Genomic DNA, 14913 nt, shown 5'->3' with positions numbered 1-14913 from the left:
ATTCAGCCGGAAATCAATCGATTGATGTCATTGTAGAAGGCGAACGCCATAAGCAACACCAGCAGCGCCAGCCCGATTTGTTGGCCGATCTCCATAACCCGCTCGGAGACTGGGCCTCGCTTGATAATCTCAATCATATAATACATCAAATGCCCACCATCCAGCACGGGGATGGGAAGCAGGTTGAGCACCCCCAGGCTGATACTGACCAAGGCCAGAAACTTGAGGTAATAGTCGCTTCCCATGCGTGCCGACTGGCCGGCGTAATCGGCAATGGTGACCGGGCCACTGAGGTTTTTCCACGAAACCTCGCCGGTCAGCATCTTGCCCATCATTACCAGGGAGAAAGACGCCTTGTCCCAGGTTTCCGCCACGGCCTTGGCCAGCGCCACTCCTACACCATAACGTACGGTAACCATGACATCTTCCCGGGATGGCCCGGGATCCCGCACGCCAACCCCGATGCGGCCGATGCGCAGCCCCCGTTCCTCATGGGTTTCAGGAATAACTTCCAGGTACAAACGCTGCTCACCACGCTGAATGGTCAGAGCCAGCAAACGCCCGGCGGCGGAGCGAATCTTCTGTACCGCCTCGGGCCACAGCTCGATGACATCGCCGTCAATCGCCACAATGCGGTCCCCCGACTGCAGCCCCGCCCTTTCCGCAACGCTACCCGGCGCAATAGTGCCCAGAACTGCTGCAATCTGGGGGCGAAAGAAAATCACCCCCAGGTGGGCCAGGGGATCACCTTCAAAGCCTTGCTCAGCGAGGGAAGAAAGATCCAGTCGCCGCATGAAAATCTGCTGCTGCCCGTCCATGACCTCCAGGGTGACCTGACGATCCGACGCTTGGCCATCCATTCCCTGCTGCAGCAACTCCCAGCGGAAATCCTGCCAAGTCGCCACCGCGGTGGCGCCCACCTTCCGCACCACTTCACCGTTATGAATGCCGGCGGCGGCAGCCGGTGTCGCTGCCGGCGGGGTACCGAGGATGGGCCGCAGTTCTTCCATGCCGCTAAAGAACAGCAGCCAATAGACGAGAATGGCGAGCAGAAGGTTGGCGCCAGGGCCTGCGGCGACGATGGCCATGCGCTTCAGCACCGGCTGAGTATTGAAGGCCCGATGCCGCTCATGCGCAGCCACCTCCCCCTCCCGCTCGTCCAGCATTTTCACGTAGCCGCCCAGAGGAAAGGCCCCAAGGGCCCATTCGGTACCATCACGCCCCAAGCGCAGAGCAAACAGGGGGCGACCGAACCCGACGGAGAAGCGCAGCACCTTTACACCGCACCAGCGGGCCACGCTGTAGTGGCCGAACTCATGGACGATGATGAGCACCCCGAGGATCAGGGCGAAAGCCGCGAGATAAAAGAGGAAATTGCTCACCGAGCAACCTCTCGGGCCAGTAGCGCCCGAGCCTTCTCACGAGCCTGCCGGTCAGCCTCCATCACGGCCTCCAGGCTGGCGACAGGGGTTGCCGGAATGGCGTTCAGGGTCGCTTCAATGATGCGGGGAATAGCGGTAAAGCCGACCTGCCCGGCAAGGAAAGCCTCCACAGCCACTTCATTGGCCGCATTGAGCAGGGCCGGCGCACTGCCCTCCTCCGCCAACGCCCGATACGCCAGGGAGAGGCAGGGAAAGCGTTGCAGGTCCGGTGCCTGAAAATCCAGACGAGCCACCTGGAACAGGTCCAGCGGGCCGACACCTGATTCGATCCGCTCCGGGAACGCCAGGGCATGGGCGATGGGCGTCCGCATGTCCGGGTTGCCGAGTTCAGCCAGCACCGAACCATCCACATACTCCACCAGGGAATGGATGACACTCTGGGGATGGATCACCACCTGGATGCGATCCGCCGCCACATTGAACAGATAGTGGGCTTCGATCACCTCCAGCCCTTTGTTCATCATGGAGGCGGAATCGACGGAAATCTTCCGCCCCATCACCCAGTTGGGGTGGGCGCAAGCCTGATCCGGAGTCACCGACTCCAGACTCTCGGCCGTTGCATTGCGGAAGGGGCCGCCAGAGGCGGTCAGCAGAATGCGGCGTACGCCATTTTTCGATAAATCACTTGAGAAATTAATCGGAAGTGATTGAAAAATCGCATTATGTTCGCTATCTATTGGCAGTAAGGTAGCACCATGACGGGCCACTGCCGCCATGAATACCGGGCCAGCCATAACCAGGGCTTCCTTGTTTGCCAGCAGTACTTTCTTGCCGCTGTGTACAGCAGCTAGCGTCGGCGCCAGACCGGCTGCACCGACAATGGCCGCCATTACTGCATCCACTTCGGGCAGGCTGGCCATCCTGCACAGCGCCTCGGGGCCGTGCAGGATTTCAATCGGCATCCCGGTCAATTCCTGCGCCAGAAGCGACGCAGACTCGGCACTCCCCACCACGGCAAAATCGGGACGAAATTCACGGCACTGCTCCGCCAGGCGCATTACCTGGCGATGGGCGCACAGTGCGCGCACCCTGTAGCGCTCCGGGTGGCGGCGCACCACATCAAGGGTGCTGACGCCGATGGAACCGGTAGAGCCTAAAACCGTGAGTTGCTGGAGTTGCATGAAAGATCCGGCGGGGGAAGGAAAGGCAGCGCAAGAAAGCAGCTGGCGCCAGGCTGAATCAGCTCAGCAGCCAGAACAGCGTGACCAGCGGCAAGGTGGAAGTGAGGCTATCGATGCGGTCGAGAATGCCGCCATGACCGGGCAAAAGCTGGCTGCTGTCCTTGATGCCGGCCTGGCGCTTAAGCAAGGACTCGAACAGGTCACCGATGATGCTGACGGCTGTCAGCAGCAGCAAGACGGGAACCAGCAACAGCGGGGATACCCCGTTCGACGGAGCGAACAGGCCATACATAGCCAGCCCGTAGACCAGCACTCCGGCGGTAGCCCCGTAGGCCCCCTCCCAGGTCTTCCCGGGACTGATCTGGGGTGCCAACTTGCGCCGCCCGAAGGCCCGCCCGGTAAAGTAGGCGGCAATATCGGCAATCCAGACCAAAGCCATGATGGCCAGGAGGACTTCCGGACCAAGATGGCGCAACAGCACCAAAGCCAGCCATGTCGGCAGCAGCACCACGGCACCTGTCAGCAGGCCGGCCACGAAATCGGTCAGGGGCCAGCGGCGGCTCAGCCACAACGGCACCAAGAAAATCCAGAAAGCCGCGGCCGGAAGCAGTAGCACCAGTGCCAGCGAACGGGCAGCCGCCTTATCCAGGATGCCGCCCAGCCCCAGGGATTCAGGTGACCACAGCATGATAACGGTGCAAGGCACTCCCATCAGCAAGCCCAGAGCCACTCGGGGCAGACGCCCCAGGCCCATCAGGCCACCCCACTCCCAGGCTGCCAGCATGGCCACCGCAGTGGCCAGCAGGGTCCAGCCCGTGGTGGAAAGCCCCCACAGGGCGCCGAGAAAGCCGATGAGAAGGAAAATGGCGGTGATGACCCGAGCCTTAAGCATGGGGCTGATTTCCCTTGAGTTCTGATTCCAGTTGTTCGCTGGTCCGACCAAAACGCCGTTCCCGCTTCTGGTAAGAGGTAATGGCAGCCTCCAGGGCGGCCTGGCCGAATTCCGGCCAGAGCGTTTCGGTGAAGTAAAACTCGGAATAGGCCAGCTGCCAGAGCAGGAAATTACTGATCCGCTCTTCACCGCCGGTGCGGATGAAAAGGTCAGGCTCTGGGGCGTAGGCCATGGAAAGATAAGGTTCCAGGTCCGCCTCCTCCCAGGCTCCCGCCTTTTCCGGCTGCTCCGCCGCCAGACGGTTGGCTGCCTGGAGGATATCCCAGCGACCACCGTAATTGGCGGCAATAGTCAGGGTCAGGCGGTCGTTGCCGGCAGTACGTTCCTCACCCTGGCGGATAAGCTGCTGCAGGGCCGGATCGAAGCGGGAAAGGTCGCCGATGATGCGCAGGCGCACGCCGTTGCTATGCAGACGTTCCACTTCCTGCTCTAGCGCCTTGACGAAAAGCTGCATGAGCAAACTCACTTCGTCCTGGGGACGGCGCCAATTTTCGGAACTGAAAGCAAACAGGGTCAGATAGGCGACTCCCTTTTCGAGGCAGGCGCGCACCATGTCACGGACGGACTCCACCCCTTTGCTATGGCCGGCGAAACGGGGCAGGAAACGTTTTTTGGCCCACCGGCCATTGCCATCCATGATGATGGCAATGTGCCGGGGCACCGCTGCCGCCCGGGGAATTTCCCGGGTGGAGCTTTTGAAAATGGACATCCGGTGAAGTCTCCCGGAAGGGGGCTGAAGGCGGTCAGACCGCCATCAGCTCGCTTTCCTTCTGGGCGACGAGCTTGTCCACTTCGGCAATGTATTTATCGGTCAGCTTCTGGACATCATCCTGGGTACGACGCTCGTCGTCTTCGGAGATTTCCTTGGCCTTGACGGCATCCTTGAGGGCGCTATTGGCATCACGCCGCAGATTGCGCACGGCCACCTTGGCGTTTTCACCTTCACCCTTGACCACCTTGGTTAGGTCGCGGCGGCGCTCTTCGGTCAGGGGGGGCATCGGCACGCGGATCAGGTCGCCTTGGGCGGCCGGATTGAGGCCCAGGTCGGAATCGCGAATAGCCTTCTCAACCTTGGCACCCATGCCCTTTTCCCAGGGCTGTACGCCGATGGTACGGGCATCCACCAGGGTGATGTTAGCCACCTGGCTGATCGGCACCATGCTGCCGTAGTAATCCACCTGCACGTGGTCCAGCAGGCCCGTGTGGGCGCGGCCGGTACGTACCTTGGCGAGGTCGTTCTTCAACGCCTCGATGGATTTCTGCATCTTGCTTTCGGTGTTTTTCTTGATTTCGGAAATCATTGCCTATTCCCCTCAGCAGTAGACCAGCGTGCCTTCGGCTTCACCCAGCACCACACGCTTCAGGGCGCCGCGCTTGAAGATGGAAAACACGTTGATCGGCAGTTTCTGGTCGCGGCACAAGGCGAATGCGGTGGCATCCATGACCGCCAGATTGCGGGCGATGGCCTCGTCGAAACTGATCTTGTCGTAACGGGTTGCGGTCGGGTCCTTCTTCGGGTCGGCGGTATAGATGCCGTCCACCTTGGTCGCCTTGAGCACGATCTGGGCGCCGATTTCGGCGCCGCGCAGCGCGGCGGCAGTATCGGTGGTGAAGAAGGGATTGCCGGTACCGGCGGCGAAAATAACGATCCGGCCCTGCTCCAGATAACGGATGGCCTTGCCCCGGATATAGGGCTCCACCACTTGCTCAATATCCAGAGCGGACTGAACCCGGCTGTTCAGGCCGGCCATACGCATGGCATCCTGCAGAGCCAGGCCATTCATGACCGTGGCCAGCATGCCCATGTAGTCGGCGGTAGCCCGATCCATGCCAGTGGCGGCCGGTGCAACACCCCGGAAAATGTTGCCGCCGCCGATGACCACGCCGATTTCCACACCCAGTTCGGCCACTTCCTTGATCTCGGAAACGATCTCGGAGATCGTCTGGCGGTTGATGCCGTAAGCATCAGAACCCATCAGGGCCTCACCGCTGAGTTTGAGGAGAATACGCTTGTAAGCCGGCTGGGGCGTGGTATCGGGCATGGACATCCTTTTTTAAAACAATATTACTTCTGGGCAGCAGCGGCAGCCTGGGCAGCCACTTCGGCAGCGAAGTCGGTGACCTTCTTCTCAATGCCTTCGCCCACGATGAACAGGGTGAAAGCGGCCACGGAAGCGCTCTTGGCCTTCAGCAGCTGTTCGATGGTCTGCTTGCCGTCTTCAGCCTTGACGAAGACCTGGGCCAGCAGGGTCACTTCCTTCAGGAACTTCTGCACGGTGCCATCAGCGATCTTTTCCAGCATGGCTTCGGGCTTGTTGTCGGCACGGGCCTTCTCGATGGCAACGCGGCGCTCGGTGTCGATCAGGTCCTGGGACACGCCGGAGGCGTCCAGAGCCTTGGGCTTGGAAGCGGCGATGTGCATGGCGATGTCCTTGGCCAGCTGTTCGTCGCCACCCACCAGATCCAGCAGCACGCCGATCTTGGCGCCGCCGTGGATGTAGGAGGCCAGCTTGCCTTGGGCTTCCACGCGCACGAAGCGGCGGAAGGACATGTTTTCACCGATCTTGCCGACCAGGGCGGCGCGGATGGATTCCAGGGTCTGACCACCCACTTCCAGGGCGGACAGGGCTTCCACGTCGGCCGGGTTCTTGGTGGCCACCAGCTCGGCAGCGTTCTTCACCAGTTCCAGGAAGTCGTCGTTCTTGGCCACGAAGTCGGTTTCGCAGTTCACTTCGACGATGGCGCCCAGCTTGGCGTCGGCGGAAATGTAGATGCCGACCACGCCTTCGGCGGTCACGCGGGCAGCGGCCTTGGTGGCCTTGTTGCCCAGCTTGACGCGCAGGATTTCTTCGGCCTTGCCCATGTCGCCATCGGCTTCGGTCAGGGCCTTCTTGCACTCCATCATCGGCGCATCGGTCTTTGCGCGCAGTTCAGCCACCATGCTTGCGGTAATTGCCGCCATATTTTTTCTCCGGTTGCTACTGGAAGGGCGCCACGCAGGCGCCCTTCCGGATTGTCATAAACGAATCAGAAACGCCGCTCGGGAGCGGCGTCGGAAGGGACCGATTACTCGGCAGCTTCTTCCACTTCAACGAACTCGTCGTCACCGCCGGTGGCGGCCACGATTTCCTGCAGGGACATGCTGCGACCTTCCAGGATGGCATCGGCCACGCCGCGGGCGTACAGGCGGATGGCGCGGGAGGAGTCGTCGTTACCGGGGATCACGTAATCCACGCCTTCGGGGGAATGGTTGGTATCAACCACGGCGATCACGGGGATGCCCAGCTTGTTGGCTTCGGTGATGGCGATCTTGTGGTAACCCACGTCCACCACGAACAGGGCGTCGGGCAGGCCGGCCATGTTCTTGATGCCGCCGATGGACTTCTGCAGCTTTTCCAGTTCGCGCTTCTGCATCAGGGCTTCTTTCTTACCCAGGCGCTCAATGGAGCCGTCCTCGATGGACTGTTCCATGTCTTGCAGGCGCTTGATGGACTGCTTGACGGTCTTGAAGTTGGTCAGCATGCCGCCCAGCCAGCGCTGGTCAACATAGGAGGTGCCGGCGCGCTGGGCTTCTTCGGCGATGATCTCGCGAGCCTGGCGCTTGGTGCCGACGAACATGATGGTGCCCTTGTTGGCGGCCAGCTTCTTCACGAAAGCCATGGCTTCGTTGTACTTGGCCAGGGTCTTTTCCAGGTTGACGATGTGAATCTTGTTGCGGGCGCCGAAAATGTACTGAGCCATCTTCGGGTTCCAGAAACGGGTTTGGTGACCGAAGTGGACACCGGCTTCCAGCATTTGACGCATCGTTGCGGACATTGAAAACTCCTCAAGGGTTGAACCGCCATCCGCCGCATTACAGCTTTTAAAGCCACTACTGCCACCCGCAAAGCGGGCACCCTAGATAGAGGCGGATGTGAGTGATTTGCCCGGAACCGGACCACCCGATTCCATGACATGCCGGCCTGACCCAAAAGCCAAACCGGCGGTTTCTCCGACTCGGGAAAGCCCGAAGCCGAAAAAGCCGCAGGATTTTAGCATTTCCCCCGCCTTTTCTCAAGGCGAACCATCGCCTGCGGAAATTGCCCAAGGGGTGCCGCCGGAGTTGTTTCGGAGTTGTTTACTTCTACGGCGTATTTTTCCTGTGGCGTCTTTTTCTTATATCCTTCGCCCTTCACCCTGCGTCTAGCAAAGAGAAACAATGAGCGTCGTCATCAAAACCGCCGAAGAAATCGAAAAAATGCGCATCGCCTGCCGCCTGGCGGCAGAAGTCCTGGACCACGTCACTCCCCACGTCAAACCCGGCGTGACCACGGGCGAGCTGGATCGCATCTGCCACGACTACATGGTCAATGTGCAAGGCTGCATTCCGGCCCCGCTGAACTACGCGCCCCCGGGTTACACGCCCTATCCCAAGTCCATCTGCACCTCCATCAACCATCAGGTGTGCCATGGCATCCCCGGCGACAAGCCCCTGAAGAACGGCGACATCGTCAATCTGGACATCACCGTCATCAAGGACGGTTTTCATGGCGACACCAGCCGCATGTTCGTGGTGGGCGAAGGTTCCATCCTGGCCAAGCGACTGTGCGAAATCACCCACGACTGCATGTGGATCGGCATCAACCAGATCAAGCCCGGCGCCCACCTGGGTGACATCGGCGCCGCCATCCAGAAATATGCCGAGGACGCCGGCTTCTCCGTCGTCCGCGAATTCTGCGGTCACGGTATCGGCCGCAAGTTCCACGAAGACCCCCAGGTGCTGCACTACGGCAAGGCCGGCACTGGCATTGAACTCAAGCCCGGCATGATCTTCACCGTGGAACCCATGATCAACGCCGGTAAGGCCGCCATTCGGGAAATGGGCGACGGCTGGACCATCGTCACCAAGGACCGCAGCCTGTCCGCCCAGTGGGAACACACCATTCTCGTCACTGAAACGGGCTACGAAGCCCTCACCGTCTCCGCCGGCACCCGCCCCAAACCCGACTGGATCTGAGCCATGTCCCGCAGCGCCACCTCGCCCCACCCCTTGAGTGTCTATAAAACCAGGCTCCAGGAGGGGCAGAAGGCGCTGAAGGCCGCCTACGAAGCCAGCGGCGATGCCGCTGCCCTGCTCCAGGCCCGCTGCCGCCACATCGACGGCGTCCTCACCGAACTGTGGCAGGACCACCATTTCCCCACCAGCCTCGCCCTCATCGCCGTGGGCGGCTACGGCCGGGGGGAACTCTACCCCGCCTCCGACATCGACCTGCTGATCCTGCTGCCCAAGGCACCGGACGACAAGCTGAAGGGCAAGCTGGAACAGCTGGTGGGCCTGTTCTGGGATATCGGCCTGGAAATCGGCCACAGCGTACGCACCGTCGACGAATGCCTGGAAGAAGCCAAGGGCGACATCACGGTGCAGACCGCCCTCATCGAAAACCGCCTGCTCACCGGCAGCAAGGTCCTGTTCGAGAAGTTCCGCAAGGGCCTGGCGGCCAGCCTCGACCCCCAGGCATTCTTCAAGGCCAAGAAGCTGGAGCAGGAAGAACGCTACCTGCGCTTCCAGGAAACCCCCTACGCCCTGGAACCCAACCTCAAGGAAAGCCCAGGCGGTCTGCGGGACCTGCAGGTGGTGCTATGGGTCGCCCAGGCCGCCGGCCTCGGCCGCAGCTGGCAGGATCTGGAAGCCGGTGGCTTCATCACGGCGGAGGAAACCGCCGCCCTGATCGATGCCCAGGGCCTGTTGGAAACCCTGCGGGCACGCCTGCACCTGCTCACCGGCCGCCGGGAAGACCGCCTGCTCTTTGACGTGCAAACCCCCATGGCCGCCCAGATGGCCATCGAGGCTGCGCCGACGCGCCGGGCCAGCGAACTGCTGATGCAGCGTTACTACCGCAACGCCAAGCTGGTCACACAACTCAACATCATCCTCATGCAGAACATCGGCGCCGCCATCTTCCCGGGCCACGGGCAGCCGCCGGAGCCGATCAACGAACGCTTCCAGAACACCCGCAACTTCCTCGACGCGGTGGATGAAGAAGTCTTCCAGCGCCACCCCGGCGCCCTGCTCGAAGCCTTCCTGCTGCTGCAACAGCATCCCGAACTGAAGGGCATGACGGCCCGCACCCTGCGCGCCCTGTGGCGCGGCCGCCTGCTCATCAACGACGACTTCCGCGCCGACCCGGCCAACCGGGCCCTCTTCCTTCAGCTCTTCCAGCAACAGCAGGGGGTGGTGCATGAATTCCGCCGCATGAATCAATACGGCATCCTGGGCCGTTACATCCCGGCCTTCGGCGCCGTCGTCGGCCAAATGCAGCACGACCTCTTCCACGCCTACACCGTGGATCAGCACATCCTCCAGGTGCTGCGCAACATGCGCCGCTTCACCATGGAGGAATTTGCCCACGAATACCCCCTCTGCTCCCGCCTCATCAACGCCTTCGAGCGCCACTGGCTGCTCTACATCGCCGCCCTCTTCCACGACATCGCCAAGGGCCGGGGGGGCGACCACTCCGCCCTGGGCATGGCGGATGCCCAGGCCTTCTGCGAAAACCACGGTCTCTCGGCGGAAGACACGGAGCTGGTGGTCTGGCTGGTGGGCCAGCATCTGGTCATGTCCCAGGTGGCCCAGAAGGAAGACATCACCGACCCCGATGTGGTGGCCGCCTTTGCCGCCCGGGTCAAGGACGAGCGCCACCTGACGGCCCTCTACCTGCTCACCGTGGCCGACATCCGGGGCACCAGCCCCAAGGTATGGAACGCCTGGAAGGGCAAGCTGCTGGAAGACCTCTACGGCATGACCCTGCGCCGCCTGGAAAAGGGCGAAGCCCCCGAACCCCGTGGCGTCATCGACGAGCGCCAGCAGGAAGCCCTGCGCCTGCTGCGCTATTTCGCCCTATCCGACACCGTGCACCAGGGCCTGTGGAAGCAGCTGGACACCGTCTATTTCCTGCGCCACTCGGCGGAGGAAATCGCCTGGCACACCCGCTGCCTGCACTACCGCATCCACAACGACGAGCCGGTGGTGAAGGCCCGTCTGCGCCAGGGCGAAAACGAGCCCACGGAAACCCTCCAGGTGATGGTCTACACCCGGGACCAGCCGGACCTCTTCGCCCGTACCTGCAGCTTCTTCGGCCGCGCCGGCTTCAACATCGTCGATGCCAAGATTCACACCACCCGCCACGGCTACGCCCTGGACAGCTTTGTCCTGCTCGATGTCTCGAACCGGGAAATCACCCGGGAAATGACCAGCTACGTCGAGCACGAACTGAGCGAAATGCTGCTCCACCCAGCCCCGGCCGAAGCACCGCCGACGGGCCGGCTGTCCCGCCAGGTGCGGCACTTCCCCATCACCCCCCAGGTCAGCCTGCTGCCGGACGACCGGGGCCACTGTGTGCTGTCCATCGTCGCCGCCGACCGGCCGGGGCTGCTCTTCGCCATCGCCGAAACCCTGGCCCGCCATGGCGCCGGGCTGCAGACCGCGAAAATCGCCACCCTCGGCGAACGGGTGGAAGATACCTTCCTCGTCTCCGGCGGCAACCTGGACCAGAGCCAGAATCGCATCAAGCTTGAAACCGAGCTGCTCGACCTGCTCCAGGTCTGAGACCCGCTGCAGCGGGCCGGGCTAAAGCCCTCAAAAACGCTTTCAGGCCCGCCGCAACCACACCGCCGTGTCGTGATAGGCCGCGCCGGCGGCGGGAAAGCCCGGCTCTGCCCCCACCAGGGCATTGATGCCCAGCCCCTCGATGAAGGCATCGTTGGGCCACAGACTCTCCACCACCAGGGTATCCGGCTGCAGGCCGGCAAAGGGCCGGGCGTGGATCAGCAGGCTGGCCCGCTCGTTGCCCAGCCGCACCCGGTCGCCCTCTGCAATGCCCAAACTGGCACAGACCTGCGGATGCACCAGCACCGTGGGCCGGCCTTCTGCCGCCCGGGAACCGGGTGTTTCGCTAAAGCTGGTGTTGAGAAAATGGCGGGCCGGCGCCGCCACCAGGCGGAAGGGATGATCCGGCCCCGCCGTTTCGATCACCGCCAGATGGTCCGGCAGGGCCGGCATGACGCCGTGGTCGGCCCCTACCCGGGACCAGTCCGGGGCGAAATGGAAGCGCCCGTCGGGCTGGGGGAAACCATCGAGAAAATGGGCCACAGCAAAGGGCGGCGCACAATCCTCCCAGCCCTCGGCCAGCAGCGCCTCGGCTCCGGCCTTGCCCGAATCCTTGAGAATCCGGTCCACCACCTGCCATTCGGGCAGGGCGAAGGCCGGGTGGGCAATGCCCAGACGCTGGGCCAGCTGCCCCATCACCCAGTGGTTGGAGCGGGCGTCGCCCTGGGGCGGAATGACGGCCCGGGCGGCCTGCAGATAGGTATGGCCCGAGGCCTGGTACAGGTCGTCGTGCTCGAGGAAAGTGGTGGCCGGCAGCAGGATGTCGGCGTAACGGGCCGTATCGGTCATGAACTGCTCGTGCACGCAGAGGAAGAGATCCTCCCGGGCCAGCCCCTGTAACACCCGGGCGCTTTCCGGCGCCACCACGGCGGGATTGGTGCTCTGCACCAGCAGGGCCGTAACGGGGGGGCCATCCCCCAGATCGCGCCGGTCCCCGGCCAGGATGGGGCCGATGCGCGCCATGTCCAGGGTGCGGGCCGGCGGCAGGGGCTGGTCGAGCCCATGCAGGAAATCCTTGTTGAGCCCGTAGAGGCCGCCGTTGCTGAACAGCGCACCGCCCCCCTGATGGCGCCAGGCCCCGGTGATGGCGGGCAGGCAGCTCACCGCATGCATGGCGGCGGCACCGTTGCGCTGCCGGGTGAAGCCGAAGCCCACCCGCAGATAGGTCTTGCCGCTGGCCCCGTAACGACGGGCAAAGTCCACGATCTGGGCTTCCGTCAGACCGGTGATGGGGGCCGCCCAGGCCGGGCCGCGGTGGGCCAGGTGCTCGGCCACCGTGGGGGAAAAATCCGTGTAGCGGGCCAGATACGCCTGATCGGCCAGTCCCTCCGCCAGCAGCACCTGCATCACGGCACAGGCCAGGGCGCCGTCGGTGCCCGGCTTGAGGGCCAGATGCAGGTCGGCCTTTTCCGCCGTGGCCGTGCGGTAGGGGTCAATGACCACCACCTGGGCGCCGTTCTGGCGCCGGGCCTTTTGCACCCAGTTCATGAAATTGACCTGGGTATGCACCGGGTTGCCGCCCCAGATGACGATCAGGTCCGAATGCACCACCTCCCGGGGATCCACGCCCCGCTTCTGCCCGACCCCGGCCAGCCAGCCGGCATCCGCCAGGGCCACGCAGAAGGTCTCCCGCTGGCGGGACCAGCCGGCCAGATGGCCGAGCCGGCGGATGGCGCCGCGCTGCACGAATCCCATGGTGCCGGCGTAGTGGTAAGGCCACACCGTCTCCGGCCCGTGCCGGGCCACTGCCTGCTGCAGGCGGGCAGCCACTTCGTCCAGAGCCTCCCCCCAACCGATGGGTGTGAACTGGCCGCTGCCCTTGGGGCCTGTGCGGCGCAAGGGCTGGGTAAGGCGCAGGGGATGATGGACCCGATCGGCGTAACGGGCCACCTTGGCGCAGACCACGCCATCCGTATAGGGCTGAGGAGCCCCACGCACCCGACCGATGCGATCGGGGGACAGCAGCTCCACCTCCAGGGCGCAGACACTGGGGCAATCGTGGGGGCAGACGCTGGGCACGCGGCGGCTGGCTTCCTGGGCCATGGGGGAAACTCCTGGGCGACAAGGCGGTAAAGGGAGGGGGATGGTAAAGGCCCCCGGGGCCGGAGGCAAAACATCAGGGAGGAAGCGTATCCACATGCCTGCCCCGGCGGGAAATAATTCATCAGGATTTAGTCATAACCCGAGATAATTTCCCTTACTGCGGCATTAGCCCTAACCTCGCCATTGAGCCGGAGCCGCCTGATGAAGCAGGATGTCTGGACGTCGGAACATCGGGACATCGAGCAAAGCAGGAAAATAGCGCCCAGCCCGTCGCTCCTTTTTCCCTATCTTTTCCCTATCAAATACCCCACCAAACCACGCCACCTTCCGCCAGCCCAACATGACCACCCCTGCCGCTCCTCCGCCCCCCGCCGCCGGCTTCTGGGAAGCCTTCCGCTTCTGGCTGAAGCTGGGCTGCATCAGCTTTGGCGGCCCGGCGGGGCAGATCGCCATCATGCATCAGGAGCTGGTGGAAAAACGGCGCTGGATTTCCGAGCGGCGCTTTCTCCACGCCCTCAACTACTGCATGGTGTTGCCCGGGCCGGAAGCCCAGCAGCTGGCCACCTACATCGGCTGGCTGCTGCACCGTAGCTGGGGTGGCGTCATCGCCGGCGCCCTGTTCGTCCTGCCCTCCCTGCTGCTGCTGATTCTCCTCTCCTGGGGCTATGCCGCCTTCGGCCAGACCCTCCTGGTGGCTGGGCTGTTCTATGGCATCAAGCCGGCGGTGACGGTGATCGTCCTCCAGGCTGCCCACCGCATCGGCTCCCGGGTGCTGCGTCACGGCAGCCTGTGGGCTCTGGCAGGGGCGGCCTTCATCGCCATGTTTGCCTTCAACCTGCCTTTTCCTCTCATCGTTGCCGCGGCGGCCATGGCCGGCATCGTTGGCGCCCGCTGGGCCCCCGGGCAGTTCCAGGCTGGCGGCGGCCATGGCAAGGCCACGGGGGAACACGCCCCGGCCCTCATCGACGACCACACCCCGCCGCCGCCCCACGCCTGCTTCAGCTGGAGCCGACTGGCCCGGGTGCTGGTCCTGGGCTTGGCCCTGTGGCTGCTGCCCATGGCCCTGATGACTGCCACCCTGGGCTGGCAGCACACGTTCACCCAGATGGGCTGGTTCTTCACCAAGGCCGCCCTGCTCACCTTCGGCGGCGCCTACGCGGTGCTGCCCTACGTTTATCAGGGGGCGGTCACCCACTACGGCTGGTTGAGCCCGACCCAGATGATCGACGGCCTGGCCCTGGGGGAAACCACGCCGGGGCCGCTGATCATGGTGGTGGCCTTCGTCGGTTTCATCGGTGCCTATGGCAGCCCGACGCCGGAACTGCTGTTTGGGCCGGAAGGGCGCTTCCTGGCGGGCGCCGTGGCCGCGGCCCTGGTCAGCTGGTTCACCTTCCTGCCCTCCTTCATTTTCATCCTGGCCGGCGGCCCCCTGGTGGAGCGCACCCGTGACGACCTGGCCTTCACCGGCCCCCTCACCGCCATCACCGCCGCCGTGGTGGGGGTGATCCTCAACCTGGCGCTCTTCTTCGCCTACCACGTCTTCTGGCCGGCCGGCCTGGGCGCCCCCTTTGACCCCGTCGCCGCCGGTATTGCCCTGATTGCCGCCGTTGCCCTCTTCCGCCTGCGCCTCGGCGTGCTGCCCCTGATCGGCCTGTGCGCCCTGTTGGGCCTGGGCTGGCGATGGCTGGGCTTGATCTGATGATTTAAGGA

12 protein-coding genes are annotated in these 14913 nt (G+C 63.5%); 3 read left to right on the top strand and 9 right to left on the bottom strand.

Translation table 11 applies throughout. From position 1 onward, the window contains the following. Positions 1–2: 2 nt before the first annotated feature. The 8 genes from rseP to rpsB all read right to left on the bottom strand — a co-directional run bounded on the left by rseP (position 3) and on the right by rpsB (position 7331). Complete coding sequence (gene rseP / locus AZSI13_RS05670; RefSeq protein WP_109040211.1) at positions 3–1382, bottom strand: RIP metalloprotease RseP; 1380 nt, start codon at positions 1380–1382, stop codon at positions 3–5. Then, entirely contained in the window at positions 1379–2563 is a 1185-nt protein-coding gene (ispC, locus tag AZSI13_RS05665) for a 1-deoxy-D-xylulose-5-phosphate reductoisomerase (RefSeq protein ID WP_109040210.1), read from the bottom strand. Before ispC ends, rseP begins: the two co-directional genes overlap by 4 nt. Positions 2564–2621: 58 nt before the next feature. Then, positions 2622–3455: a phosphatidate cytidylyltransferase gene (locus AZSI13_RS05660; RefSeq protein WP_109040209.1), complete on the bottom strand. Its 834-nt coding sequence runs from the start codon at positions 3453–3455 to the stop codon at positions 2622–2624. Next, positions 3448–4224 (bottom strand): polyprenyl diphosphate synthase, encoded by a 777-nt coding sequence (gene uppS, locus AZSI13_RS05655; protein ID WP_109040208.1) that lies wholly within the window; start codon positions 4222–4224, stop codon positions 3448–3450. Before uppS ends, AZSI13_RS05660 begins: the two co-directional genes overlap by 8 nt. A gap of 34 nt (positions 4225–4258) precedes the next feature. Then, complete coding sequence (frr, locus tag AZSI13_RS05650; RefSeq protein WP_109040207.1) at positions 4259–4816, bottom strand: ribosome recycling factor; 558 nt, start codon at positions 4814–4816, stop codon at positions 4259–4261. Between the two features lie 12 nt (positions 4817–4828). Continuing rightward, positions 4829–5557 (bottom strand): UMP kinase, encoded by a 729-nt coding sequence (gene pyrH / locus AZSI13_RS05645; protein ID WP_109040324.1) that lies wholly within the window; start codon positions 5555–5557, stop codon positions 4829–4831. A 23-nt stretch (positions 5558–5580) separates the two neighbouring features. Continuing rightward, on the bottom strand, positions 5581–6477 hold the full coding sequence (gene tsf, locus AZSI13_RS05640; protein ID WP_109040206.1) for a translation elongation factor Ts: 897 nt from the start codon (positions 6475–6477) through the stop codon (positions 5581–5583). A gap of 104 nt (positions 6478–6581) precedes the next feature. Next, entirely contained in the window at positions 6582–7331 is a 750-nt protein-coding gene (gene rpsB, locus AZSI13_RS05635; protein WP_109040205.1) for a 30S ribosomal protein S2, read from the bottom strand. A 382-nt stretch (positions 7332–7713) separates the two neighbouring features. Here rpsB and map point away from each other — a divergent pair, with 382 nt between their 5' ends. Beyond that, positions 7714–8511 carry a type I methionyl aminopeptidase gene (gene map, locus AZSI13_RS05630; protein ID WP_109040204.1) on the top strand — a complete coding sequence of 266 codons (798 nt, stop codon included), beginning with the start codon at positions 7714–7716 and terminating at the stop codon, positions 8509–8511. Positions 8512–8514: 3 nt separating this feature from the next. Continuing rightward, positions 8515–11100 (top strand): [protein-PII] uridylyltransferase, encoded by a 2586-nt coding sequence (locus tag AZSI13_RS05625; RefSeq protein ID WP_109040203.1) that lies wholly within the window; start codon positions 8515–8517, stop codon positions 11098–11100. Between the two features lie 42 nt (positions 11101–11142). Here the strand turns inward: AZSI13_RS05625 and AZSI13_RS05620 are convergent, their stop codons facing one another. Beyond that, the gene (locus tag AZSI13_RS05620; RefSeq protein WP_109040202.1) at positions 11143–13203 is read right to left on the bottom strand and encodes a molybdopterin-dependent oxidoreductase; all 2061 of its coding nucleotides are present in this window, start codon (positions 13201–13203) and stop codon (positions 11143–11145) included. A gap of 340 nt (positions 13204–13543) precedes the next feature. On the opposite strand from AZSI13_RS05620, the gene chrA reads away from it, so the two are divergent. Beyond that, positions 13544–14902: a chromate efflux transporter gene (gene chrA / locus AZSI13_RS05615; protein WP_109040201.1), complete on the top strand. Its 1359-nt coding sequence runs from the start codon at positions 13544–13546 to the stop codon at positions 14900–14902. Positions 14903–14913: the final 11 nt, after the last annotated feature.

The sequence above is a fragment of the Azospira sp. I13 genome (genome assembly GCF_003112695.1).
Classification (GTDB): domain Bacteria; phylum Pseudomonadota; class Gammaproteobacteria; order Burkholderiales; family Rhodocyclaceae; genus Azospira.
The sequence above is the reverse complement of the archived record's forward strand: the minus strand, read 5'-3'. Positions and strand labels throughout refer to the sequence as shown.

What these genes read in the sequence shown, in the direction of transcription:
- tsf (WP_109040206.1), bottom strand. Translation starts at nt 6,477, where the DNA reads ATGGCGGCAATTACCGCAAGCATGGTGGCTGAACTGCGCGCAAAGACC.
- uppS (WP_109040208.1), bottom strand. Translation starts at nt 4,224, where the DNA reads ATGTCCATTTTCAAAAGCTCCACCCGGGAAATTCCCCGGGCGGCAGCG.
- pyrH (WP_109040324.1), bottom strand. Translation starts at nt 5,557, where the DNA reads ATGCCCGATACCACGCCCCAGCCGGCTTACAAGCGTATTCTCCTCAAA.
- ispC (WP_109040210.1), bottom strand. Translation starts at nt 2,563, where the DNA reads ATGCAACTCCAGCAACTCACGGTTTTAGGCTCTACCGGTTCCATCGGC.
- map (WP_109040204.1), top strand. Translation starts at nt 7,714, where the DNA reads ATGAGCGTCGTCATCAAAACCGCCGAAGAAATCGAAAAAATGCGCATC.
- AZSI13_RS05660 (WP_109040209.1), bottom strand. Translation starts at nt 3,455, where the DNA reads ATGCTTAAGGCTCGGGTCATCACCGCCATTTTCCTTCTCATCGGCTTT.
- rpsB (WP_109040205.1), bottom strand. Translation starts at nt 7,331, where the DNA reads ATGTCCGCAACGATGCGTCAAATGCTGGAAGCCGGTGTCCACTTCGGT.
- AZSI13_RS05625 (WP_109040203.1), top strand. Translation starts at nt 8,515, where the DNA reads ATGTCCCGCAGCGCCACCTCGCCCCACCCCTTGAGTGTCTATAAAACC.
- chrA (WP_109040201.1), top strand. Translation starts at nt 13,544, where the DNA reads ATGACCACCCCTGCCGCTCCTCCGCCCCCCGCCGCCGGCTTCTGGGAA.
- AZSI13_RS05620 (WP_109040202.1), bottom strand. Translation starts at nt 13,203, where the DNA reads ATGGCCCAGGAAGCCAGCCGCCGCGTGCCCAGCGTCTGCCCCCACGAT.
- frr (WP_109040207.1), bottom strand. Translation starts at nt 4,816, where the DNA reads ATGATTTCCGAAATCAAGAAAAACACCGAAAGCAAGATGCAGAAATCC.